21 protein-coding genes, 1 tRNA gene and 1 pseudogene are annotated in these 22,566 nt (G+C 43.6%); 14 read left to right on the top strand and 9 right to left on the bottom strand.

The genetic code is table 11. The annotated features are described in order from the left end of the window. Nucleotides 1–17: 17 nt before the first annotated feature. The 3 genes from FJD32_RS11185 to FJD32_RS11175 all read right to left on the bottom strand — a co-directional run bounded on the left by FJD32_RS11185 (nucleotide 18) and on the right by FJD32_RS11175 (nucleotide 2,093). Nucleotides 18–377 carry a mercuric transporter MerT family protein gene (locus tag FJD32_RS11185; RefSeq protein ID WP_140907625.1) on the bottom strand — a complete coding sequence of 120 codons (360 nt, stop codon included), beginning with the start codon at nucleotides 375–377 and terminating at the stop codon, nucleotides 18–20. 76 nt (nucleotides 378–453) lie between these two features. After that, on the bottom strand, nucleotides 454–858 hold the full coding sequence (gene merR / locus FJD32_RS11180) for an Hg(II)-responsive transcriptional regulator (RefSeq protein WP_140907626.1): 405 nt from the start codon (nucleotides 856–858) through the stop codon (nucleotides 454–456). Continuing rightward, a complete protein-coding gene (locus tag FJD32_RS11175) occupies nucleotides 855–2,093 on the bottom strand; it encodes an ATP-binding protein (protein ID WP_140907627.1) in 1,239 nt (412 codons plus the stop codon). The genes merR and FJD32_RS11175 overlap by 4 nt, the downstream gene beginning before the upstream one ends. Nucleotides 2,094–2,274: 181 nt before the next feature. On the opposite strand from FJD32_RS11175, the gene FJD32_RS11170 reads away from it, so the two are divergent. The 3 genes from FJD32_RS11170 to FJD32_RS11160 all read left to right on the top strand — a co-directional run bounded on the left by FJD32_RS11170 (nucleotide 2,275) and on the right by FJD32_RS11160 (nucleotide 7,195). After that, the gene (locus FJD32_RS11170) at nucleotides 2,275–5,208 is read left to right on the top strand and encodes a Tn3 family transposase (RefSeq protein ID WP_140907628.1); all 2,934 of its coding nucleotides are present in this window, start codon (nucleotides 2,275–2,277) and stop codon (nucleotides 5,206–5,208) included. Nucleotides 5,209–5,270: 62 nt separating this feature from the next. Continuing rightward, nucleotides 5,271–6,464, top strand: a complete 1,194-nt coding sequence (csm6, locus tag FJD32_RS11165; RefSeq protein ID WP_140907629.1) for a CRISPR-associated ring nuclease Csm6 — start codon at nucleotides 5,271–5,273, stop codon at nucleotides 6,462–6,464. Between the two features lie 35 nt (nucleotides 6,465–6,499). Next, complete coding sequence (locus FJD32_RS11160; RefSeq protein ID WP_126513093.1) at nucleotides 6,500–7,195, top strand: hypothetical protein; 696 nt, start codon at nucleotides 6,500–6,502, stop codon at nucleotides 7,193–7,195. A gap of 186 nt (nucleotides 7,196–7,381) precedes the next feature. Here the strand turns inward: FJD32_RS11160 and FJD32_RS11155 are convergent, their stop codons facing one another. The 3 genes from FJD32_RS11155 to FJD32_RS11145 are packed head-to-tail and all read right to left on the bottom strand — an operon-like array spanning nucleotide 7,382 to nucleotide 13,568. Beyond that, complete coding sequence (locus FJD32_RS11155) at nucleotides 7,382–10,486, bottom strand: tyrosine-type recombinase/integrase (protein WP_140907630.1); 3,105 nt, start codon at nucleotides 10,484–10,486, stop codon at nucleotides 7,382–7,384. Then, nucleotides 10,456–12,993, bottom strand: coding sequence for a hypothetical protein (locus FJD32_RS11150; protein WP_140907631.1), 2,538 nt, complete (start codon nucleotides 12,991–12,993; stop codon nucleotides 10,456–10,458). Before FJD32_RS11150 ends, FJD32_RS11155 begins: the two co-directional genes overlap by 31 nt. Continuing rightward, nucleotides 12,990–13,568, bottom strand: a complete 579-nt coding sequence (locus FJD32_RS11145) for a hypothetical protein (RefSeq protein WP_140907632.1) — start codon at nucleotides 13,566–13,568, stop codon at nucleotides 12,990–12,992. Before FJD32_RS11145 ends, FJD32_RS11150 begins: the two co-directional genes overlap by 4 nt. 301 nt (nucleotides 13,569–13,869) lie before the next feature. Between FJD32_RS11145 and FJD32_RS11140 the strand changes: the two genes are divergently transcribed. From FJD32_RS11140 to FJD32_RS11120, 5 genes are all read left to right on the top strand, one after another. Further along, a tRNA-Val gene (locus tag FJD32_RS11140) sits at nucleotides 13,870–13,946 on the top strand. A 560-nt stretch (nucleotides 13,947–14,506) separates the two neighbouring features. Further along, entirely contained in the window at nucleotides 14,507–14,809 is a 303-nt protein-coding gene (locus FJD32_RS11135; RefSeq protein ID WP_069454913.1) for a cyclic-phosphate processing receiver domain-containing protein, read from the top strand. Next, nucleotides 14,806–15,219: a hypothetical protein gene (locus FJD32_RS11130; protein WP_069455298.1), complete on the top strand. Its 414-nt coding sequence runs from the start codon at nucleotides 14,806–14,808 to the stop codon at nucleotides 15,217–15,219. Before FJD32_RS11135 ends, FJD32_RS11130 begins: the two co-directional genes overlap by 4 nt. Nucleotides 15,220–15,227: 8 nt before the next feature. Next, nucleotides 15,228–15,827 (top strand): metallophosphoesterase, encoded by a 600-nt coding sequence (locus FJD32_RS11125; protein ID WP_069455299.1) that lies wholly within the window; start codon nucleotides 15,228–15,230, stop codon nucleotides 15,825–15,827. A 103-nt stretch (nucleotides 15,828–15,930) separates the two neighbouring features. Further along, nucleotides 15,931–16,611, top strand: a complete 681-nt coding sequence (locus FJD32_RS11120) for a Sir2 family NAD-dependent protein deacetylase (RefSeq protein WP_037428263.1) — start codon at nucleotides 15,931–15,933, stop codon at nucleotides 16,609–16,611. Here FJD32_RS11120 and FJD32_RS11115 read toward each other — a convergent pair. After that, the gene (locus FJD32_RS11115; RefSeq protein WP_140907634.1) at nucleotides 16,608–16,955 is read right to left on the bottom strand and encodes a hypothetical protein; all 348 of its coding nucleotides are present in this window, start codon (nucleotides 16,953–16,955) and stop codon (nucleotides 16,608–16,610) included. The genes FJD32_RS11120 and FJD32_RS11115 overlap by 4 nt on opposite strands. 161 nt (nucleotides 16,956–17,116) lie before the next feature. Between FJD32_RS11115 and FJD32_RS11110 the strand changes: the two genes are divergently transcribed. From FJD32_RS11110 to FJD32_RS11095, 4 genes are all read left to right on the top strand, one after another. After that, nucleotides 17,117–18,151 carry a WYL domain-containing protein gene (locus tag FJD32_RS11110; RefSeq protein ID WP_140907635.1) on the top strand — a complete coding sequence of 345 codons (1,035 nt, stop codon included), beginning with the start codon at nucleotides 17,117–17,119 and terminating at the stop codon, nucleotides 18,149–18,151. Between the two features lie 5 nt (nucleotides 18,152–18,156). Next, nucleotides 18,157–18,540, top strand: a complete 384-nt coding sequence (locus FJD32_RS11105; RefSeq protein ID WP_140907636.1) for a hypothetical protein — start codon at nucleotides 18,157–18,159, stop codon at nucleotides 18,538–18,540. Nucleotides 18,541–18,583: 43 nt separating this feature from the next. Then, a protein-coding gene (locus tag FJD32_RS11100) for an IS3 family transposase (protein ID WP_113594453.1) occupies nucleotides 18,584–19,767 on the top strand; the annotation gives its coding sequence in 2 pieces (ribosomal slippage) (nucleotides 18,584–18,839 and nucleotides 18,839–19,767; 1,185 coding nt in all). 484 nt (nucleotides 19,768–20,251) lie between these two features. Continuing rightward, nucleotides 20,252–20,899, top strand: a complete 648-nt coding sequence (locus FJD32_RS11095; RefSeq protein WP_140907638.1) for a hypothetical protein — start codon at nucleotides 20,252–20,254, stop codon at nucleotides 20,897–20,899. An 84-nt stretch (nucleotides 20,900–20,983) separates the two neighbouring features. Here FJD32_RS11095 and FJD32_RS11090 read toward each other — a convergent pair whose 3' ends face one another. Further along, nucleotides 20,984–21,232: a S16 family serine protease gene (locus FJD32_RS11090; RefSeq protein ID WP_240200005.1), complete on the bottom strand. Its 249-nt coding sequence runs from the start codon at nucleotides 21,230–21,232 to the stop codon at nucleotides 20,984–20,986. A 17-nt stretch (nucleotides 21,233–21,249) separates the two neighbouring features. On the opposite strand from FJD32_RS11090, the pseudogene FJD32_RS11085 reads away from it, so the two are divergent. Then, nucleotides 21,250–21,366 (top strand): annotated as a pseudogene (locus FJD32_RS11085) (IS3 family transposase); the annotation flags it as partial. Between the two features lie 54 nt (nucleotides 21,367–21,420). Here FJD32_RS11085 and def read toward each other — a convergent pair. Next, complete coding sequence (def, locus tag FJD32_RS11080; RefSeq protein WP_037427638.1) at nucleotides 21,421–21,912, bottom strand: peptide deformylase; 492 nt, start codon at nucleotides 21,910–21,912, stop codon at nucleotides 21,421–21,423. A 208-nt stretch (nucleotides 21,913–22,120) separates the two neighbouring features. On the opposite strand from def, the gene FJD32_RS11075 reads away from it, so the two are divergent. Continuing rightward, nucleotides 22,121–22,564 (top strand): MGMT family protein, encoded by a 444-nt coding sequence (locus FJD32_RS11075; protein WP_140907639.1) that lies wholly within the window; start codon nucleotides 22,121–22,123, stop codon nucleotides 22,562–22,564. Nucleotides 22,565–22,566 lie beyond the last annotated feature (2 nt).

Here is a 22,566-nt window from a genome sequence, read left to right as displayed (position 1 = left end):
GGTTAGCTCCAGGGTGTTCATGCGAACAGAGGAATCCAGTGGGTACTGGTAACAAGAACCAGCGCGACGATTACCGCGATCCAGAAAACTATTTGCCGCCGTTTCCGAGTATGCGGCACAGCGCAGGCGGTTCCCGGTTCACAGGCCTCGACCGGTCGATGTATCTGCCAGCCCGCCCAACCGAACAACAGCATAACCAGCATGACGAATACGGGACGGTAGGGCTCCAGCAGGGTCAAATTACCAATCCAGGCCCCGCTGATACCTAGTGACAAGAGCAGGAAAGGCCCAATACAACACAGGCTCGCGCCGATGGCAGCGGTAATGCCACCGATGATAGGCAGCCTTGTGTTGGTGAATCTCTCTTTTCCCGGCATCGCCGACTCCACTTTATTGATCTGATGAAATCAGTGTAAATGCCGTACCAAAGTACGGAGTCAAGCCCAATGCCTTTTATTGACGAGGATCAGGTTGGAGGGATTCAACAATAGGACAAGCCGCATTATCAGGATTGGTCCGACACTTTGTGACGAGTTCTTCCAACACCTGTTCCAGGCGGTGTAGATCGTTAATTTTTTCACGCACGCTGGCCAGCCTTGCTTCGGCCAGCTCCTGGATTTCCGAGCAATGCGACTCGCCCAATGACAGCAGGTTGTTGATCTCCTCCAGCGTAAAACCCAGTTCCTGGGCACGTTTGATGAATAAAATCCGAGCCAAGGTTTCGTTTGGGTAAGTACGGTATCCCTCTGCGGGTTTGAGTGGTTGACGGATCAAACCACGGCGTTCGTAGTAGCGGATGGTTTCGACGTTGACACCTGCTGTCTTGGCCAGCTGGCCAATGGTGTGGTTTTCGTTCATGACCAGAGCGCTCCCAGCGGGACAGCAAAGAGATTGTCACCAAAAGCCGTCGTATGATCGCCATCGTAGAGCAGGACACCGATTTTAAAGCGCTTGCCGGCCACACTTTGAAAGCGTTTCAAGCCGGTAAAATCTTTCGTGCTCAAGGTTGCCGCCGCTTTGACTTCAATGGCAAAACAATCGCCCATGGCGTTTTCAATGATCACATCGACCTCCACCTTGTCCTTGTCACGGTAGTGGTAGAAGTTCAAGGGCTCCTCGATCCACACCGCCTGTTTGCGCAATTCGTTGTAGACGAAGGATTCCAGCACCAACCCAAAATCACCTGGCTGTTTCAGCAGGCGCTCCCGATTGAGGCCCCGCACGGCGCACATCATGCCGGTATCAATGGAGTGCAGTTTGGGTGTTTTCACCAGGCGCTTATATTCGTTGGAATGCCAGGCCGGCAGCTGTTCCACCAGAAACAACTGCTCCAACAACGCCATGTATTTTTTGATGGTCTGTCGATCCAGCCCAAGTTTAGCGCCCAGTTCGGTCAGGTTAACCAGTTTCCCGGCATAAAAGGCGGTGAGTTTGAGTAACTTGGCCATCAAATCGGGGTGATCGATATGGGTCAGATCGCGGATATCCCGCTGGATCAATGTACTGACGTACTGTTGATACCAAGCGGTGCTTCGCCGCTCATTGGCACGTTGCAGAGGCTCGGGGAAACACCCCGTAATCAACCGTTGCAGTAGATGATCCCGCACACGAATGTCCTGAGCCGAAGGCGCTTCCTGGTTCAGTAGTTTGCTTAAAAAGCTGGGGGGTCGTCCGTGGATCTCGCATTCGGAAAGCGTTGTCAGGCGAACCGACTCCATTCGGCCGGCCAGGGAATCTGATAGCCGGGGCAATAACAAGGCATTGGCGGAACCCGTCAGAAGAAAGCGACCGGCCGTGCGTTGTTCATCCACAGCCTGCTTGATGGAGACGAACAGTTCAGGCAGGCGCTGCACCTCGTCAAGCGCAATTCGTTTCGGTGGCAGATTACGGATGAACCCGACGGGATCAGCTTGTGCAATTTCGAACTGGGCCTGATCGTCTAGGGTAATGTATTCCCAGTTTTCAGCGCCCATCTCACCAATCAACGCCTTCACCAGAGTGGTTTTACCGACTTGGCGAGGCCCCATCACAAAGACCACCGGGGTGTCGCTCAGCGCTTCTTTGACATTGATTTCAGAATAACGTGGGTACATAAAATAAGCGCTCGGCTAATTGATGGTTGAAATTCGTCTATTCGTTATTTTATTATCGTCTATTCGTGATTACAATGCCGTCTGATTGTTAGATGCGACAATGGCGACTCACGAATGTAAAAAAATCAATAAAAACAACGCTATAGGAGTAGTTGGCGTGACTGAGCCCAAGTGAGAACCCATGACAGCCAAAGAGCAGTTCTTAACCAACCAGCAGCGATACCAGCCGTTAATGCTGCCACAACGATTTTCCGACGAAGAAATGGTTCGCGATTGGACGCTGAGCCGACGCGATTGCCAGGTGGTCAACAAGTACCGTAAGCAATACTGTCTGGGATTTGCTATCCAACTGTGCGCCATGCGTCTCTATGGCCGGTTTCTTAACCAACTCCATGATCTATCCTCCCGGGTAATCAGCTACCTGAGCAGTCAACTCGACCTCCCGCCCACGCTAACCGTGGACGTGCCCGAACGGGAGGCGACACTATTGGAGCATCGGAACAACATCCTCAAGTATCTGGGCTTTCAGCGGTTTGATAACAAAGCGGAAGCGGATCTGGACCGCTGGATTGAAGAACATGCTCGCCAGGGGCTGCTGCCGGATGAACTTTTTCACCGGGCAGAGCGCTACCTGCTGCTGAACCGTATTGTGTTACCCGGGCCCTTGACCATCGAACGGCAGATCATCCGTATTTGTAACCAGGTTCACACTCAGCTTTTTGAGCAGGTGTTTGATCAGATGTCCCCTGAACTGCGCGGTGCCATCGACGATCTGTTGCAAACCACAGACGGTAATCAGCGAACCTACTTCAACCAACTCAAAGAGTATCCACCGGCCGCCAAAATCTCATCACTGAAACGCTATTTGGAGCGCTATGACAATCTGGTGGCCACCGGCATTAATGAATTCGAGGAAAAGGTCATTGATACCGCTTTTCTTCACTACCTGTATCGACTGACCAAGCGCTACACCGCCAAGGACATGAAACGCTTCAAAGACCACAAGCGCTATGCCCTGATGGTGTGCTTCCTGTTAGAATCCCGCAAGATTCTGCTGGATAACCTGGTCAAAATGCACGATCAGTACATGACGGAACTGTGCCGACAAACCAGAAACAGTCACGACAAAAAGCACAAGGAATTCCGTAAACGCCAGAAGAAAGCCATCGATGCTGTGCTCGATACCACGCATGTTTTGCTGGAATGGCCGGAGGAACAGCCGTTGTACAAGAATGACTTATGGCAGCGTATTGACGAGAAACACTTGCTGGCCTCCATTGAGGATCTGCACATTTTTAAACGCCTGGAAGAACGCGGCTATTGCGATTTGTTGCTGACCCGTTACCCCAGTTTACGAAAGTATTTTTCCGACTTTATACGGTTACCGTTTGAAGTGGCGAAAGGTTCTGGGCCACTGATAAAAGCCATCCAGTTCGTCCGGCAGTTGGATGACGGCGATCTGAAAAAACTGCCGGAGAATACACCGACTGCGTTCATTCCCCGCGAGCTGCGTCGCAGCCTTAAAGATCAAACCGGCAACATCAATCGCAATGTTTGGGAAATGGGTCTTGCTCTCGCGATGAAAGATGCGTTGCGTTCCGGCGATTTGTATTTGCCACAGAGCAAACAGCATGTGTCGTTCTGGGATCTGACCTTGAACGAGCCCAACTGGGATGAAACCAAACACACTGTCTATACCGAGCTACAGCAGCCTTTGCCGCACGAAGTGCGTTCCGCCATTTCAACCCAGTTCCACGAAGCGGTGTCAGCAGCGCAAAAGCGTTTTGGACTGGATAATTTCGCCGAGATACACAATGGCCGGCTGAAACTCAAGCGTGACGACAAGCTGGACGTACCGGATAAAGTCAACCAACTGCAAAAGGTGATCGATGCACATATGCCCAGCATACGCATCGAGCAACTGCTGATGGAGGTGGATCAAATGACGCATTACAGTCGTCACTTTGTCCCTATCCAGCATCACCAGTCACGACCCAAAAACTTTTACAAAAGCCTGATGGCTGCCATTATTTCACAAGCCACAAACCTGGGCGTCGTGTCCATGAGTAACAGCGTCAATGGCGTTACTGTCGATATGCTAAGGCATATCCTGCAATACTATATTCGCGAAGAAACCCTGGTCAACGCCAGTGCTGAAATTGTGAATCAACACCATGAGCTGCCGTTGAGTGCGGTGTATGGCTCCGGTACATTGTCCTCTTCAGATGCGCAACGCTTTAAAATCCGCGCCGACAGTCTCTTGGCTTCATACTATCCCCGCTATTACGGCTACTATGAAAAAGCCATCGGGATCTACACCCACGTATCCGATCAATATTCCGTGTTCAGCACCAAGATCATTTCCTGTAGCCCTCGTGAAGCCCTGTATGTTCTGGACGGCCTGCTGGAAAACAACACGATTCTGAAAATCCGAGAGCACACCACCGATACGCACGGGTACACTGAAATCGTCTTCACCCTCTGTCATTTGCTCGGCTTCTACTTTATGCCACGTATTCGGGATCTGAAGGATCAGCAGCTATACCGTATCGACAAATCCGTCGATTACGGTGACCTCAACCATTTACTCACGAAAACAGCTGATCTGTCGATCATTGAGGAGCAATGGGAATACATGATGCGGGTGGTCATTTCTCTGAAGCAGAAAACTGCGCCAGCACACGTCATCGTTCAACGGTTGACCAATAGTTCACCCTCCGATCGCCTCACCAAGGCCTTTACCAACCTGGGCCGGATCATCAAGACCGAATACATTCTGCGGTACCTGACTGACAAAGACCTGCGCCAAACCGTCCAGCGGCAACTGAACAAAGGGGAATACCGGCACAAACTGCCGCGCTGGATATTCTTTGCGGACCAGGGGGAATTCACCACTGGAGACTATGAGGAAATCATGAACAAGGCCAGCAGCCTCAGCTTTGTATCCAATGCCATTCTGTACTGGAACACGATCAAGATAAATGACGTGGTTGAGCAGCTCCGGCAGCAGGGGGAGGATATCGACGACAAGACCTTATCCCATATCTCGTTATTGCCCTATAAGCATGTGTTGCCCAATGGTACGTACTTTATTGAAGATGAGGGGAAGGGGTGATTATTCGGAAACCTACGGTTACGCGGAGGGCCTGGGAGTCAAAACCGTAGGTTTTCGTTCAAATGCCCCCGCTGGTCCTGATCACCACTCTGACAGGTAAAAATCAAGCAAGGTTGGGGTTATTAATTCCACCGGAGGGCAAATCCCTTAACCGTCTGCAACAATTGTGTGCTGACTACAACCGCCCAGTGCCGACATTCACCGAAGCGCATATTGCGATAGTGCCCAACGCAGAGGGCCAAGAGGTGGACGATGCGCGCAGCAATGCCGATCAGGAATCTTTAGCTGATTTTATCGTTAGCCAGGTTGCACAGCTTGCTAACGATGACGAATGCCAAATCCACGCCTCATTAGCGGGGGGGCGTAAAACCATGACTTTTTATCTGGGTTACGCTATGACCCTATTCGCCCGCCCCCAAGATCGGCTAAGTCATGTACTGGTTGATGCTCAATTCGAGGGCTTACGGGATTTTTATTACCCAACACCCGCGACCTGTGTCATCAATGGCCGAGACCAAAATACCAATCTTGATGCTGCTGACGCTAAAGTCACCCTCGCAGAAATACCCTTTATCAGCCAACGTCAGAGCCTTGCGAAAACCACGCTTGCGGCATTTGCGCACAGTCCAGCAGATCAACCGCCGAGTTACCGCGATCTAGTGCGCTATGAGAACCTGGCACAGGATCGGGATAATCTGTCACTCACCTTTAACACCAAGGATCGACTCGTCGTGCTGGGTAGCACTCAAGGTGAGGACATCAACATTGATTTCAACGATGCGCCGTTGCAGTTAGCCTTTTTTGCGATGATGGCAAGACACAGCCAATTAGCCAACCCCATAAAACTAGTTCGTTCAAAGGACGCCAATAAAACCTATGCCCATCTATTTTTACAAGAGTTAGAGCGTATAGAAGGCCTGCCAGTCACGCATATGGCCACCGAAGCTGACTACGGTTATCGCATTGAGCAATTTAGGAATCAATTTTTACGCTCAACCCAGGACCGCACCCTCGATAGCCTCAAACAGGGCATGGATGCGCAATTTTGGGATGACCGCAAAAACCAACTCAAGCAGTACCTCAGCAAGCAGTTTCCGGAATCCATGCTTGATTGCTTGTTGCCAGGACCGGTATTCAAACCCAAAAAACAAAACAGAAATCAATTTGAACCAACAGCATTTGATGGCCGAAACCCACAAGGGGCGGCATGGGGGCTATGGTTGAAGCAGACTAATATTCATTTTAATGACCAATAACAGCGGCATACACTACAAACGGAGTTCAATTAACCATGGCTAATCGCCCACTGTTTACACCACATTCTGCGTCAATTAGCACCAAAACCCATTCCGTTGAGTTTAATTGGCATCCTGGTTTAGCCGCGTCCCAAAAGCACAAATCGGTTGCAGAATTGCATCAGTCAGCTAAACAGCAAGGGCTTTGTCGCCGCCCATTAGAGGTTTCAAGCAAAAGTCTTGAACCACTTGGAATTGCGTTGAGTGCGTTTAATCTTCAAGTACCACTGGGTAATGGTAAGCACACCTATGTTGAAAATGTCTTTCAGGCAGCAAAGGTCTTTGAGCACGCAGGGCCATTTATCGATTTGCTCTACGTCTCCCCATTGGAGGCAAAACGCGATCCCCGCTTAAAAGAGAATGGTATGCTGCAATACTTCCACGGTAATGCTGGCCATCGTTGGCCGTTGCAACCCACCACCCTGTTTTATGATTGGGTATATTTGAACGCTTTAGTTCGCAACCCGCAGCTGTGTGAACAAGTCATGGATTATGATGGTTTTACCGACATCGAGTTTAATCCCAACAAAAGCCTTAATTGTCAAGCTCAATCTGTCGCCTTGTTCATCAGCCTTACCCAAGCAGGGTTACTGCGTCAGGCTCTCGCCTCGCCGCTAGCCTTTACTGAATTAACAACCAAAGTATGGCGCGAAATTTCATCTGCAATACCGGAGCAACAAAGCTTATTATGAACTGCACACTCAGTTTGCTTAGGTTGACCGATTATCGATACTAAATAACTTAGTTGCTAATTGTGCGACATCACTTATCAGAACAATACTAAAGCGGCACACCACGGCTTTTGACTGATTAAGCCAAAATTTTAGATCATGTTACCCCAGTCATCGTGACTGACGCAGGGGGACACTATAAAGTTCTTATTCTTCTTGGTAACTCAAAATGAGCAAGAAATGCAAAAAGCTAAACAGGCTTTGATGTCGTTGTACCCGCTTATATCCGTTATTAACCAGGGCGATTTCTAGAAACCCGTTGCCATCATGTTTTCCTAAAAAGCGCCCTTCACTCTCACTTGCAACCACAAAATTACCGTCGTTAAACCCACAGCCCAAGACGGTTTTTTTCCAGCGGTTTTCAACACGCTGTGATTCTTCAATCGTCAAATCTGCACGATGAAACCTGAACTTTAAATGTCTATCTTTTAGCCCTAACAGCTGACAAAAGCGAATAAACATTCTTGACACTTTTGAGTTTGGGCACCTCAAGGCATAATCTTTTCCTGGAACGGCGTAATTTAATATCTCCATGCTCAATCTAACGTTCGCTAACGTTAACGGCTCAATCCCAACATTTTTATCGAATTTGTTACAGAGATAAATAAACACTTTGCTTGATTTGGCTAGATGCTCATCAGGCTCAGCCTCATTGTGGCTATGATTTAACCTTGGAAATGCTGGAATTAGTGGTAAAGGCTTGCCGACTCGCGGATAGAGCTGATGCACTTGTTCTGCATTATGAAGCAGTTGCTGTAATTGCTCCATAGGCACATTAAAATGTTGAGACGATTCAATAACTGAACAAACTTTCAGCGCATTGAGTGCTTTAGCCCAGGTGAGACTGCTGATCTCTATATTGGGTTTTATATCCAAAACAAACGTCGATAATGTTGGTCTAGATAGTGATGAGGCCAATGACGCAGGTTTAATTGCGAGTTTGGCTTCAATATCGCGAGTGTAATAAATAACCCTTTCAGCCAAACTGAGTCCCTGCTCTGGTTCTAGTAAGGATACGCGTCCGACACATTCAGATGTAAAATACTTAGTTAACGCAAAACGTGGCGTTAACTCAAGGTAATACAAGATGTCTTTAAGGTGTAGATAGCTGTTTAGGGTAGATTGAACATCTTTATGTCCCAAGAGGTGCGCTAACATGAACATCTTTTTGCGGGTATTCATATGATGCCGCAATCTAGTTTGTAGCCGCTCAAGATAGTCATGATTGAATAGCTCATGGTCGAACATCGTTAGCTGCGTTTTTCCCTGATTGATGATTTTTGGATTTAAGCGACACCAAGTCCAATTGGCAAAACTATGACGAAGATGATGAACGCGCAAACCATAATCTTGAGTATAATGCCGAATTAAATCGGTTATTAGATCATAAGCTTGATTGACCAATTTTGCGTTTTCAAACAAAAGAGCCTTTTTACTTGCTGTCGAATTTTGATGAATTTGATGCCATAGGCGTAATTTTTGAAGAGCAGATTTTGGCCAAAGTGCGTCTAACGGTAATTCACGACGAGCCGAAGTTGTTTTCAAAGTCCGATGTTTATTTGGTCGGACTGAAAGCTGTACATAATCAAATTGCTCATCATCTGGTGCTGATAATGCAAAAGATAGGTCTGCCCAGGTTAACTTTGCAGTTTCATTTCTGCGCAAACCAGTAAAAAAGCAAAAACACAACAAAAAATAGGCATATTGATAGATAAGTCCCTCTTCAACATGCTTTGTTAAATATTTCAATACTTCATCGATATGTGTGGCGGATATCAAATTAGCATCGACTTCACTGGAGCTGCCCACAACATCAATATCTGATAGGCATAAGTCACGAACTAGGTTGGTCTCAATTAAAAATTGCGCGAAGTAATAGACATATTTTTTTCGTTGAGCTGAAGTAAATAATTCAGCGGCTTCGTTTAGCTTATTCGCCCAATCTTCACCGGATAGTAAACCGATGTCAGAGGTACAAAATTCTGTAAGAAATGGTTTGCTAAAACTTTTCACGTAATCAACCGTAGTTGATACTTTTAATCGGTGCTTATAAGTGCCACCATTTTTTAACAATGATAGTAGCCATGAACATAACATCCACAAATAGGGATTAGCGGTGACTTCAGATGACTTAAGCACCTCACTTATAAAAGCGATACAATTTGCACGTGGTGCGTTGCTTTCATCAAGACCGCTTAACCTTAAAAAAATGTCATCGAGTTGCCTTAAGGTGACATCGATAGCGATAAAGCTGTGGTGTTGGTTGATAACCTTCCGCCATGGTTTAAGTTCATTTGCCCCTTCCCGCATTGTGCCTAAAAGATGGGGTGCTGAATAAAGACATGCTTTATCGGTTAGAACACGCATAAAAGCATGTTCTGGTAATGCCTGACTGACACTGGGTAAAAAGTACATTTGATACTGTACAGGCCCGTAATGGATAACATTGTCGATTTTTCGTAAAGTACGTAATTTAAGGATCGATAAATCTGACCAATCAAATTCTGACGTTATGTTTAAATACTTAATAATGCACGCAGCTATTTTGATTGAACCTTGCTTCAAGCTAGACAATTGTTGCAAGGCCATGACCGCAACATCACTCAATACAAATCGAGTAGACGCGGCGTTAGTCTGCTGAGACTGCCAATAGCAAATGCCTCCTACATAAAAAACATTGTTTGGGGTCTCCAGTATTGAGAGTAGTTCTTCGGTTTTGCTGACATTGACAGTCAAATAGACTAAAAGTGCAGCCCGCCCTATTTTTTGTTCTGAAGTCAGTGTTCTGTTTGGTGTGATGAGTTCTTTATCTAAAAGTGCATAAATCCTCTCTACAATTGGCAACTTTACAAGTTCTACCGGCGTTAATATGGGCTTATCACGCTTTAATGTCACGATAGCCGGTATATTAGGAGAATCAATGCCATGATGTTTTTTTGCGTAATTCAGTATTGACTGCAATATCAATAACTGAACTTGTTTATTCAGGACCGCAGGTTTTAATTGAGCAATTAAATCCGTTAGCTCCTCAGGCAACACTTTTGTTTCTGACAGTATGAATCGTGTTTTTACATGCCCAAGTAATTGTTTATACGATAAAAAAAACGCATCTTTAACCTTATTTTGCTTTTCCTCATCAATCGTATGGCCGTTTTGTTTTACGAAAGCATCAAAAACTTCGCGGTATAGAGGATGTAACTTTCCCTGGCTATAGAGCTGATTTATGAAATAACGGATTTTAGTGGTAGCCATCCTACCTCCTCAAATAACTCATCAAGCACGGGAACGATATCGTTGATGGCTTCTACATGACTTAATGCTGAATAATGGCCTAGCGGCACTTCACCAGCTTGCCAATGACCCATTTGAAAGTTGATCAGCTCAGGCGTGATATTTTTCTCAAGTAAGTGCGATTTTAACCAATGGCGCCCTGCATTAGAGGGAAGCAATATTGCATCTCGGCAATAATTGACGAGTGCTGACGGAGATAGATTCTGGGTAACAACACTGGTTCCTTGCTGATGAAAAAAGAAGAACGGGCCTTGTTCCTTACGTGAGTTTCGAATGACTTTGTACCATTGAGATGCTTGCGAGTAATTAAAACTGAGCACGTGTTGATCAACATCCACTATGCGATCAATCCTACTGCATAACTTGGGCATCAACACCCGTAATAATGAACGTAAACATCCTAAGTGACGCTTATATTCTTTAAGTTGTGTTGCTAAAGCAGTGGGGACTGCAACTATCCGGGAGTGGCTGAAGTCTGAATCGTCTTTGTCACTTATACCCATTAAATTTAACGATGGCAAAAACAAGGCAAATGTCGGTAACGGATTCCAAGCCGCTCGATAACCCGTTCCAAATAACAACATCCAGGCAGTGTAAGCCGTAAACGCATTATGATATTCGATGATATCAATTAATCGGTGCTGAAAACTGGGTTTAGATGACAAAACACGTTGAGTTAAAGAGTTAATTAAAGTCGATACCACCGTTTTGGTTGGTGTAAATGACGAGCCTATAAATTGTTCACATTGGCTCAAATGACGTAAATCGAAGAGTGAGATTGACAACGGTTTACCTGAGTATAATTCAATGTCTTGTTCAACACTTTTCCATAGTTTGTCGAGTTGTTGACTCCGGGCATGATCTCTCAGATTTGCATAACTTCTAGCCACGCGAGTCGTGTACATGTTTACTGCATAGCTGTAGTCGATATAAATAGGATCGATAACATCCGTGGAGTTGAGATAATAACTAGTGAAGTTGACGAGGCGACGAACACTTAAGCGACCCGAGCTGTGCCGATCTGATATTTTCTTCAACTTTTTTGCAACGTTATCGATAATAACCTGAGTATTCTCTTCGTTAATGATTGGTCCATTGGCTCTTGCTCCCATGTTTTTGACAATCAACTTGAGTAAAAAGTCAGGGCATGCTGTAAATACATCTTCTTTAACTGGCCTTAACCCAACATTATCAAGCTTAGATTTGGCTGAATGGCTGACATAGAATAACCACCAACCTTGTCCAAATTCATCGATGTACAGTCCTTGTTGTTTTGCACGGAGATCTGTAAACACGACCAAATTGTGTATATCTTCAATCGATTTACTCAATAACATCATCAGCCACATCACAATTGCGGTTTCAAGGTTGACAGGTTGATTGGCTAACTTGATCAGTTTATTAATGAGAAGATTTAGCTCTTTTGGCATGAGTAACTGAGTATTTTGCAAGCCCATGTTATGAGACCGACGAACACTCGCGGTTACATCAATTGCGGTTCTACTTTGAACATGTTTATTGAATGGGATCGCTGTATCTAATAGTTCGGTTTTATCTCGCTGTGTGTTGACTTCACGATTGTTAACGACAAAAGTCTGTGCTGCATATTGGTCATCATCATCTAACCCGTCACTATTGGGCAACGAGGGTTTGCCAGGAATTAATGCAAATGTGTCGTCGTGAGCCCCTACAATGGGAATCGCAATAGGATCTTTATAGCGTTTTGGGACTCTGTCGGAAGGAGATCCTCTGCGAGTAAAATGCTTAGGTTGTTCCCAATCATTATAAAAAAAATGACACAGCATTCTTAGATAGTTTTTATGCACTAAATAGGGCCAAGTCTCTTTGCTGATAAGATATTGGTCAATTTGGTTGGCAATAGAGATTGGTGAATCTAACGCTGTTTTGGGTATCGACTCACGTACGAAATTGAACTCAGCAACATTCGTTTTCATAAAGAGCCTGAAATTGGCGCAGGCATCCTCTTCCCTTGTGGATGACGCTCTTGCGAGGTCATGATCTCTGAGGGTATCTAACACAGAATAATAGTGCTTTATAAATGCAGCCAATAACTCACATGATTTTATCGTGAAATGGTATTCATGAGACTTGAGCAATAGAACATAAAACGGATATTCACTACACCAACCATTTTTATAACTATTTCGATGGTATTCACTGTTGATTGATTTATCATCGGCTTCAAAGCTGTAGTTGTGTAAGGCATCGAAAATATAAGGTGCTAGGTGCAAATCTTTCATTATGGATTCAGCAGAATGAAATGAATGCATCCTTACACGAACGACTAAGTCAATAAGTTGTTTGAAACCTCCGAGTGATTCAGGGGCAAATACTCGTTCAATCAGTTCTTCTAAATCTTCGAGTACTTCATCTTTGCCAATACCTAGCATCATATGGTCGCAATAACGACAAATGTGCTCATGTAGGTGCTGTTTGAGTTTTGTCATTTTAACTTCACGGTCTTCGTACTGATGTGTAACCACTCACACAGCTGCGTTTTGGTTTTGATCATCGGAAACAGGGATTGCCATTGCGGAGAATTGAATACGGATGGGTTAGCAACTGATGTAAACAATGTTGAAAGTGTTTGAGTAATTGTGTCACCCGTGACATCAACAAACTGTTTGAGCAATGGCCGGACAAGATCATTAAGTATTAATAAACGAAGAATTTCTTTATTTGGACGTCGAGGTAAAACGAGACAAGGTACTAGTGATTTGTCATTTACCGTATAAATTTTACAGAGTTTTTGAAATGTCAATAAGCCAGAAATCAAGCGATAGTAACCCGCCTCTGTTTTGCTTACCAATAAGGGGGCTTGATAGGAATCCAATAGTATCGAGGCTGATGACTCAAAGCCGTCATCTGAGCTTGGTTTCAATGTACTAAGTAGATTAAAAGACTCACAAAAAAATTTTAGCTCTCTGTCTAGTTGTATTTGATGAAATGCAACTTTCTCGAGTTTTACATCAACTAGCAACCTATCTAAGCTTGCCTTGAAATGCTCTGCATGAATGTTCATCACTCACCGTCCATTACGAAATAGTGGTCAATTTCGACATTGATAGCTTGTGCCTATTCCGTGCCAATTTCAAGAATTAAATATAGGTAAAATCTCTAAAAACTGTTAGTAAAAGCAAGTGGCGGCAGAGATTAAAGCCATGTTAATTAGCAATTTAATTGATTATTATGGGATTTATCGGTTTAATGTTAAACGTTATATAACGTCTTGACATGGTAGGGGTCGGTGGTTCGAGTCCACTCGGGTGTACCACTCTCTTCAAAGAGTATAAACTTTGACTTCTTATTAAAAAGTAAACAGTGCACCCGTAGCTCAGTTGGTTAGAGCACTACCTTGACATGGTAGGGGTCGGTGGTTCGAGTCCACTCGGGTGTACCATTTCTTGCTTTAACTCTCTATAAAATCTCAATTTAATATAATCATCCATCAAGATACTTAATTTTTGTTTGTGCCTAAGAAAAAATCTTCGTGCCTGTTCATAGTTTTTCCATAAACATTCAAACATGCACCTCCCTTCGGCTATACCTAATTTTGCCTCTATTGCTTAATCAAGATTTACCGCAATTTCCCTCAAATTTGCCGTTTTTCTACATTTGTGCCCATTTCGTGCCAAACCTGTTGGCACAAGATGCTTTTGACGATTTTTTTGTTGACCCCCACCCTAGTTGGCACACAACAGCAGCTTAAAATTCAAATCAGCTTGAATCTAGCAAAGAAATTATCCGAAAAATGAATAAAATTTTTGTTTTATCTAAATGTTTGGAAGTGAAAGTCGATTAAAAAATTGAATAACGATTCTTGTTTCTTAGTAGGCAAAAATAGGATTGTTACGGACTAATCGGTGCGACACAACAGTGAGAACTAAAAACGACATTACTTGTCATTTTGGTGAGTACACTATGTTCATTAATGAAAATTGACGATGAAAACTGCTTAAGATGAAAATATTTTTGGATGATGAACGAGTCGCTCCTACTGGCTGGCTACAAGTTCGATGGCCAGATGAGGTTATCTCCTATTTAGCCAAAGGCATGGTAACCGATATTAGTCTAGATCATGATTTAGGAGATGATGCTAGAGGTACTGGCTACGATGTGCTGCTTTGGATTGAGCAAGCTATTGTTGATACAGGCTTTAAGCCTCCGAAAATTAATGTACATACGAGTAATCCTGCAGCAAGAATAAGAATGCTTGCTGCAGTAGAACAGATCAACCGCTTAGCTGAAATGAAATCACAATGACTGTACCTACGGTTGCACCTTTACTTTTATTGTCCGGCGATCCATTTCATCTGCTTGGCCAACTTTCAGCCTTTCATAGTCTGAAGCTAATTTGTCGGCTCAAACAAATCCTGCCAGCTCACGTTGGTCGAACTGTCTCGAGTCATGCTGGCATCCCCATGATCGCAGCAGATTTTGAATTGCGGATCATCGCAGAGGCATATAATTGTTTTGAGAATTTTGATGTTGAAATCTATTTGACGTTTCAGAGAGATCGCGACGCTTGGATGCATTATCAACAGAAGGCTAACGAAATGATTAAGTTAGGTTATTCGGTGTTAGTAACGGCTGAAGTCTATAGCCACATTGACGGCTCGATATGTTTGTATGATCCACTACTCACACCAACCGATATGCCTTTTATTCAATAGGACTGACAATGAAACTGCTCCATGTTTCCGATCTGCATTTCAACCAAGTTCAAATGCTATGGGTTACCGACATTGCATCCGAAGCTGACGTTGTTTGTCTAACAGGTGACTTCATTGATAGTCGATACAACTGCCCTACACCAATCGATGAGCAAGTGGCCGTTATCTCATGCTGGTTAAAACAGTTCAATCGTCCTATTTTTGTATGCTCGGGCAATCATGACCAATTAGGTGATGAACTCAATTCAACCTGGTTAAGGGAAATTGAGGGGATCTACGCAGATCAGGCTATAGCCTCAATCAATGGGGTGATATTCGGCAGCGCGTCATATGGTACATCTGACTTCACACCATTTTCTCGATGCAATGTACTGCTTCACCACGAGCCGCCTTCAGGGCTTAGTGTCGCGAAGCAATCGGGGAGAGATTTTGGCTCAAGGGACCTAACAACGGCAATTAAATCAGGCACCTTGTCTCTTGTATGGTTACTGACAGGTCACGTTCATCAACCAGAGAAATGCGCCTCCAAATTTCGCGGGTGCAGCATTTCAAATCCTGGAGCCAACAGTAAGAGTGAAGTCCCTAATCATCATTGGATCCGTATTTAAGCGTGCCTCAATGCTCAGAAGTACGTACAAAACTGTTCCATTAAAAAACAATATATAACTCCACATTGCGATTAAAAATCATGACATCTTAGGAGAAGTTATTTTGAGTAAACCAGAGATTGATCCAAACCATATTGTCGTTTTTACTGGAGCAGGAATATCAGCGGATCAGCTAGCGACATTTACTGATGATAATGGACTGTGGTTGAAGTATCGGGTTGAAGAGGTTTCTTCTGCTCAGGCCTTAAAAGCGTACCCAGAAAAAGTTATCGATTTCTATAATTTCCGCAAACAGGAAGTGTTGTCAGCACACCCTAATCCAGCACACATTGCCATTGCCGAACTTGAAAAAAAATACCGGGTTAGTGTTGTAACCAGTAATGTGGATAATCTTCACGAACGAGCAGGCTCAACTCAGGTTTATCACGTTCACGGAAGTCTATTTGAGGCTCGGCATTTAGAGAGTGATGTTTCATTTAGCATCGGTGATAGGCTTTATTCGCTCGAGAATAATGAAAGGCCTCACGTCGTTTTATTTGGGGAGCAGGTTCCTAATCTTTATGAAGTAAAAAAACTATTTAAAACAGCATCTAAGGTTTTGATTGTTGGCACTTCCCTTACCGTAAAGCCTGTATGTAATCTTCCAAAATATGCACGCGGAAGAGCAGAAAAAATTCTAGTCTCTAAACATGTCAACAAACGACCTTATGGTTTTGAGTTCATCCCCTTAGATGCAATTATTGCTGTACCGCTGATAGTAAAACGCTGGCTTAATCAACATTAATGGCGACCAACTCGCTCCCCACCTACTTTAGCCAACATTGTTTCCACGATATCACTTGATGACCATTGGAAAGAAATGATGGATTTTTCGATTTTGAAAAATCCATGTGGCATCCCCTTGGAAATACCGTAATCATCCAGCATGGATGCAAAGACCCTATCCAACGCGATTTTTGATTCAAATGGCACATTCTCATCACCATCAACCAAAAGCCACTTTTGGTAACTTGCATTTGAATAAGGAGGCTCTTGGCTACACGTACCAATAAAAATATATCCATTCATACTGGCAAGTGTTGGACAGATATCCAGTATCTCTTTGATAACACACGTTACCGATTTCATATCAGGCTCCGATTGGGGGTTCATTGATACTACTTAGAGATACGACATCTAACGGCTAAAACAATTCTAGAACCATGAATGACATTATATGACTCTGGTCAATATATCATAGCCGTTAGTTATGAATAATAGCGAAATTCCCTTCGAGGTTATGGTGTTACATGCAAGAAAATGATCCCGCAAACGAGCGCCGTCGCAAAAGTGCAATTTTTAGAAATTTGTTTATGTTGGATAACCTTCCCACTTTCCCTGCTCGTGGTATGACCTTGTCCGAAATTCATACCTTACTGGAAGATGAAGGATTTGAACTGTCAATGAGGACGATTCAAAGAGACCTTAAAATGCTTTCTGCATGGGCAAACCTAGGATATGAGGACGATGACCTAGGATATCGACGCTGGTTCAGAGATTTAAAAAAGCGAAATGTGCTCGATATTCTTCCCACGTCAGAAGCATTCATGCTGGTACTGTCGGAGCAGTTACTACGGAGAGTATTACCGCTACATCAAAGTGATAAACTTGAAGCATGGTTAAATCAGGCCAATGTAACGCTATCCTCAAAACACCTCTATGTGAACTGGATGAAAAAAGTTCGGGTTGTCTCGGACAATTATCCCATCATCTACGATGAGCAGCACATTGACGAGCAATACCGAAAAATCATCTATGAGAGTGTACTTAATGAGAAGGTCATCTCTATTGGCTATCAGTCGAATGAGGTGAGTGACATAAAATATTACACTCTTAATCCATTAGGTTTAATTATTAGGGAGCAAAGCCATTACCTTGTAGCCACTAAGGAAGAGTCACCAGAGGTGCCTCAGCTATTCCTTTTCCACAAAATAATATCAGTCCAAAAGGAGTATTTGGGCATTACCAAACCCAAATCTTTCACTCTTGATGAGTATTACACCAAAAATCCAACAGGCTGGTTCTTAGAGGACACATTAACCACAGTAGAGCTAAAAGTTAAACATTACGCTCTGGATGTTGTTAAACACAATAAGCTTTCCATAGACCAACAGCTTGAACAGATAGATGAAACATGGTGGAAGGTGACTTTTACTTGTTATCCAACATACGATCTCATCGGTTGGATCCTTAAATTTGGTCAAGATGTCGTGTGTTTATCTCCTACTTCACTAAAGCAATTTGTGGTCAAACGATTACGAGCCACTATTGAAAACTACGAGTAAGCATTATGGATAATAGAGTCGAATTAATAAACAAATTGAATGATCATGAACACTTTCAAAAATATCCTCGATTAACACCATGGGTTGGGTCGCGGTACTCAGAAAACAAAATCCTGATTATTGGTGAAAGTCATTATTTGCCCAAAGGGGCGACCTACCATAAGGATGTCGAAAAATGGTATGCAGGGAATGAATTGGCGCTTGAAGAACACATCAAACATCACTGCCTCAATGAGAAGAACGGGATCAGCTACATAAGCACCTCTGGTATTCTTAGGGCTCGCTCAACGGATGTATCACCTGAAGAAAGAAAATCATTCAAAGCCAAAGGCCATACTATTTATCGTAATCTGTTAACTTGTAGTGGCATAGTGAATTTGGCCACCTAATAAGAAATGTTATGATCCCCTCATAACCCATTTAGGTGACAACATGAATAAAAGTAAACGTGCACGATATAGCGCTGCGATTAAGCTTGAAACCGCTCAATTAGTCGTTGATCAAGGTTACACACAAGAAGCGGCGGCGAAAGCCATGAACGTGGGTAAATCGACGGTCAGTAAGTGGGTAACACAGCTTCAAATCGAGCGCCAAGGGCTTGCGCCTAAAGCCTCACCCATGACACCTGAGCAGATTGAAATCAGGGCACTTAAACGTGAAATTGAGCGCATCAATCTCGAGAAAGAAATCTTAAAAAAGGCTACTGCTCTATTGATGTCGGACTCGCTGAACAATTCTCGATAATCGAGAAACTCAATCAGAGCAACAAATATCCTATTTCAGTGTTATGCCACGTATTCAACGTGAACCGGAGCAGTTACCGTTATTGGATGAGCCGCAAGCTTTGTGTAACACCAGAGCAGCGGCTTTTAGAATGTGAAATCAAAGCGATACATGCTGAGAGCAAACAGTCTGCGGGTGCGCGAAGTATCGCCACAATCGCCTCTGAACGTGGCTTTGCATTAAGTCGTTATCGGGCAACGCGGTTAATGAAAAAGCTCGGATTAGTGAGTTGCCAACAACCCAAACACCGTTATAGAAAGGCTGAAAATGAGCATGTGACTATCCCTAATGCACTCAAAAGGCAATTTGCAGTTGTCGAACCGAACACCGTTTGGTGTGGCGATGTGACGTATATTTGGGCGGGTAATCGTTGGTGCTATTTAGCGGTTGTACTGGATTTATTTTCGAGAAAGGCCATTGGTTGGGCGATGTCATTTTCACCGGATACTGAGTTAACGGTAAAAGCGTTAGAAATGGCATTTGAATCAAGAGGAAAGCCTAAAAACCTGATATTCCACTCAGACCAAGGCTGCCATTATACCAGCCTGAAATACCGTCAACGGTTGTGGAAATATCAAATCACCCAGAGCATGAGCCGTCGCGGTAACTGCTGGGATAATGCGCCAATGGAGCGATTTTTCAGGAGTTTAAAAACGGAATGGATCCCGACACAAGGCTATAAGAGTTTTAGCGAAGCTAAACAAGATGTGACCGATTACATCATTGGTTATTACTGTGAAGTCAGGCCACATCATTACAATGCAGGATTGAGCCCAAATGAATCAGAGCGACGATTTTGGGCTGATTCTAAAGCTGTGGCCAAATTTAGTTGACCACTACAACTACCATAAATTCATCTCCTAAATTCAAGCACCAAAATTACCTGGACGTCATTGACCAAGTTGCTTATTACAACTATTTCCAACGCCCAGCAGAGGAGGCCGGAGGAAGTATAGATGTAACCTGCCTCGATAAAGTTATGGCCGAGAGTACATTAAAGCTAGTTTTAAACACACTACAACCGGAGTTAATCATCGTAGCATCAAGGAAGGCTGGGAAATTGATTAAGCCGGTAATACCTAATTATGAGTTTGTCATTACAGCCCACCCGTCAAGCGTATGGTGGAATCGGCTAACCAAAAAGGGGAATTGCGGGAGAAGTGATTTAACCCACTTTTTAGCGAAGCATGTGTGAAAACTTAAGTTGTTAAGTAAGCATATGTTATTTAAAACATATTAAAATTTATGATTATATTCCAATGAGTTAGAGGTACCCCAACCTTTGGATTAATCCAAATAAAGTCTAAGGAGATTTTAGTGGATATCGAACTATCAAAGCTATTAAATGAGCTGAATAATATATATACCAAATCCGACATAAGTAAGTATTGCTTAGAAAATGGGCATAAATGGTCCTATTCTTTGGTTACCTCTACTCTCGAAAAAAATGGCCCACTTGTTATTGGATTCAACTGGGGAGCCTCAAAGGGCGAAGAATACGAGCCTCAAACAGAAATAAAAAAAGCAAACTTCTTAACTGAAGATATTGGTTCGCTATCTAGAATATATCCATTTTGTAGAAAACACTTCGGTGATGATTTTATATCCAAGATAACTCAATCAAACTATTGCTTTTTTAGACCCCACAATGAGTCCCAGATAAGTTCAAAAGACATTGAGTTGTGTGAGCCAATCTTTGAAAAATTGATTAGTATTATAGAACCTTCGATAATCCTTTGTTTTTCAAGCAAACTCCGCGATTCAATCCTCAGAAGTGGTAAAATTAAATCACTAGAAAAGCTTGAAATTGAATACGATAGAGGAAGCTTAAAAATGACATATAGTGCAATCAAAGCAACCTTAAACTCTGGGGTTAAAATTAATTTTTTACCACACCCAAACTATCCCATTAAAGGTGAAGCCAGAATAAAAGCATGGGACTTTTGTTGTGGGCGAAATTCTTGATATGGAGTAGTCCGATCGTAGATAACTACGATCGGACTACGACTAAACTCATCTAAGCAGCCATGTTTTATAATTAAATTTATGTTAATTCACACCGAGCGCTTTATATACCGCATCCACAGGGTCAGCATAAAAGCTGATTTGAAACTTGGAGAAGATCTCTGCAGGCACAGTAGGAATATCTGAGGCGGAGGCCATGGGCAATAATACTCGCTTCCCGCCGCTGTCCATTGCCAATTGTAAACTGCCCGCCAGATCTTCTACCGGATTGACCACACCACCGAGCGTCATGTCCCCAAGAACCACCATTTGCTCCTGCACAGGTTTATTCATCAATATAGAACAAAATGCCACTGATGACGCGTGATCAAATGAGACAAGCGGTATTTGAGTATATTGAGGTTGATTACAATCGAACCAGACGGCATAGTGCTCTTGGTTATTTGAGCCCTGAAAACTTTGAATAAAAAAACAGTGCTTAGCAAAGTGTCCACTATTACTGGATCAGATCATTGGGGAAATTAGGCGTATTTACGTACCTTTTTTAAGGCGATTTGTTGCTTCAATGCCGATAAATGCTCGATAAACACTTTACCGTGTAAATGATCAATTTCATGTTGCAAAACAATGGCTAAAAAGTCGTCGGTTTCGATTTCAACCGCTTTGCCTTGTCTGTCTAAGGCGGTGACTTTGACCTTTTCGAAACGGCTCACTTTGGCGCGGTAACCTGGGATTGAAAGACAGCCTTCTTCACCCACATACTCGCCAGACTTTTCAACAATCTCTGGATTAATCAGCACTAAGGGTTGGTCACGGGTTTCGGATAAATCGATCACAATCACCGCATCTGTACTGCCCACTTGGGTAGAGGCCAGACCGATACCATCGTCAGTGTGGTACATGGTTTCGATTAAGTCATCGATAAATCCCTGAATTGCTTCTATATCTTTTACGGGTTGCGCTTTGCGTTTTAGACGTTCATCGGGAATTGTCAGAATATCGAGTACAGCCATGCCTGTTTCATCTCTTATGGAGTCAAAAAAATTGGCGCCATTATGAACTATTCCTGTGTTTTCTCAATATTCAAAACTAAATAGTTTAATAAAAATCATTACAATCGGTTTTTTAGATTGACATTACGGCTTTTCAAACTAGCCTCTATTTCACTTGGCCTTCGTTTAACGCTACACTGGCTCATCTGTTCATGTTTTACTTGGCATCATCATGCGATTTGCAAAAGATAAGTCTCCACTTTATCGCTACTTAGAGCAAGATAAGGCTAATACGCCAGACGAGTTAGACAATACACAAGATATACGAAGTCATGCCCTATCACCCATGGCGAAGATTTGGCAGATTGTAGCGATGATCCCGCCTGGCAAAGTGAGCAGTTATGGTAAGATCGCCGATTTCGCAGGGTTACCAGGACGCGCTCGCTATGTATCCAGGGCTCTCAAATTGGCCCCCGAACATTTGTCACTTCCTTGGCATAGAGTACTCAATAGTCAAGGAAAAATTTCCTTCGAAAAACATTCAGCCTCCTTTCAGGAACAGATGGAATTATTGCGCCTTGAAGGTGTAATGGTGAACTGTGGCAAAGTGAACTTGTCTGAATGTGAGTGGCAACCGGATATGGTAACCTTAGTGATGTCAATCCCGTTCTAATT

The organism is Shewanella sp. LC6 (genome assembly GCF_006385735.2).
GTDB classification, from domain to species: Bacteria; Pseudomonadota; Gammaproteobacteria; order Enterobacterales; family Shewanellaceae; genus Shewanella; species Shewanella xiamenensis.
Note: the sequence above shows the minus strand (reverse complement) of the source record. Positions and strands in the feature narration are given on the sequence as shown.

Bases quoted from the DNA above. Each gene is read 5' to 3' on its own strand.
- FJD32_RS11090 (WP_240200005.1), bottom strand. From the start codon at position 21,232: ATGAATAAACCTGTGCAGGAGCAAATGGTGGTTCTTGGGGACATGACG.
- FJD32_RS11160 (WP_126513093.1), top strand. From the start codon at position 6,500: ATGGCTAATCGCCCACTGTTTACACCACATTCTGCGTCAATTAGCACC.
- FJD32_RS11130 (WP_069455298.1), top strand. From the start codon at position 14,806: ATGACTGTACCTACGGTTGCACCTTTACTTTTATTGTCCGGCGATCCA.
- FJD32_RS11105 (WP_140907636.1), top strand. From the start codon at position 18,157: ATGGATAATAGAGTCGAATTAATAAACAAATTGAATGATCATGAACAC.
- FJD32_RS11155 (WP_140907630.1), bottom strand. From the start codon at position 10,486: ATGGCTACCACTAAAATCCGTTATTTCATAAATCAGCTCTATAGCCAG.
- csm6 (WP_140907629.1), top strand. From the start codon at position 5,271: ATGCCCCCGCTGGTCCTGATCACCACTCTGACAGGTAAAAATCAAGCA.
- FJD32_RS11145 (WP_140907632.1), bottom strand. From the start codon at position 13,568: ATGAACATTCATGCAGAGCATTTCAAGGCAAGCTTAGATAGGTTGCTA.
- FJD32_RS11110 (WP_140907635.1), top strand. From the start codon at position 17,117: ATGCAAGAAAATGATCCCGCAAACGAGCGCCGTCGCAAAAGTGCAATT.
- FJD32_RS11175 (WP_140907627.1), bottom strand. From the start codon at position 2,093: ATGTACCCACGTTATTCTGAAATCAATGTCAAAGAAGCGCTGAGCGAC.
- FJD32_RS11115 (WP_140907634.1), bottom strand. From the start codon at position 16,955: ATGAAATCGGTAACGTGTGTTATCAAAGAGATACTGGATATCTGTCCA.
- FJD32_RS11185 (WP_140907625.1), bottom strand. From the start codon at position 377: ATGCCGGGAAAAGAGAGATTCACCAACACAAGGCTGCCTATCATCGGT.
- FJD32_RS11125 (WP_069455299.1), top strand. From the start codon at position 15,228: ATGAAACTGCTCCATGTTTCCGATCTGCATTTCAACCAAGTTCAAATG.
- FJD32_RS11170 (WP_140907628.1), top strand. From the start codon at position 2,275: ATGACAGCCAAAGAGCAGTTCTTAACCAACCAGCAGCGATACCAGCCG.
- FJD32_RS11150 (WP_140907631.1), bottom strand. From the start codon at position 12,993: ATGACAAAACTCAAACAGCACCTACATGAGCACATTTGTCGTTATTGC.
- def (WP_037427638.1), bottom strand. From the start codon at position 21,912: ATGGCTGTACTCGATATTCTGACAATTCCCGATGAACGTCTAAAACGC.
- FJD32_RS11135 (WP_069454913.1), top strand. From the start codon at position 14,507: ATGAAAATATTTTTGGATGATGAACGAGTCGCTCCTACTGGCTGGCTA.
- merR (WP_140907626.1), bottom strand. From the start codon at position 858: ATGAACGAAAACCACACCATTGGCCAGCTGGCCAAGACAGCAGGTGTC.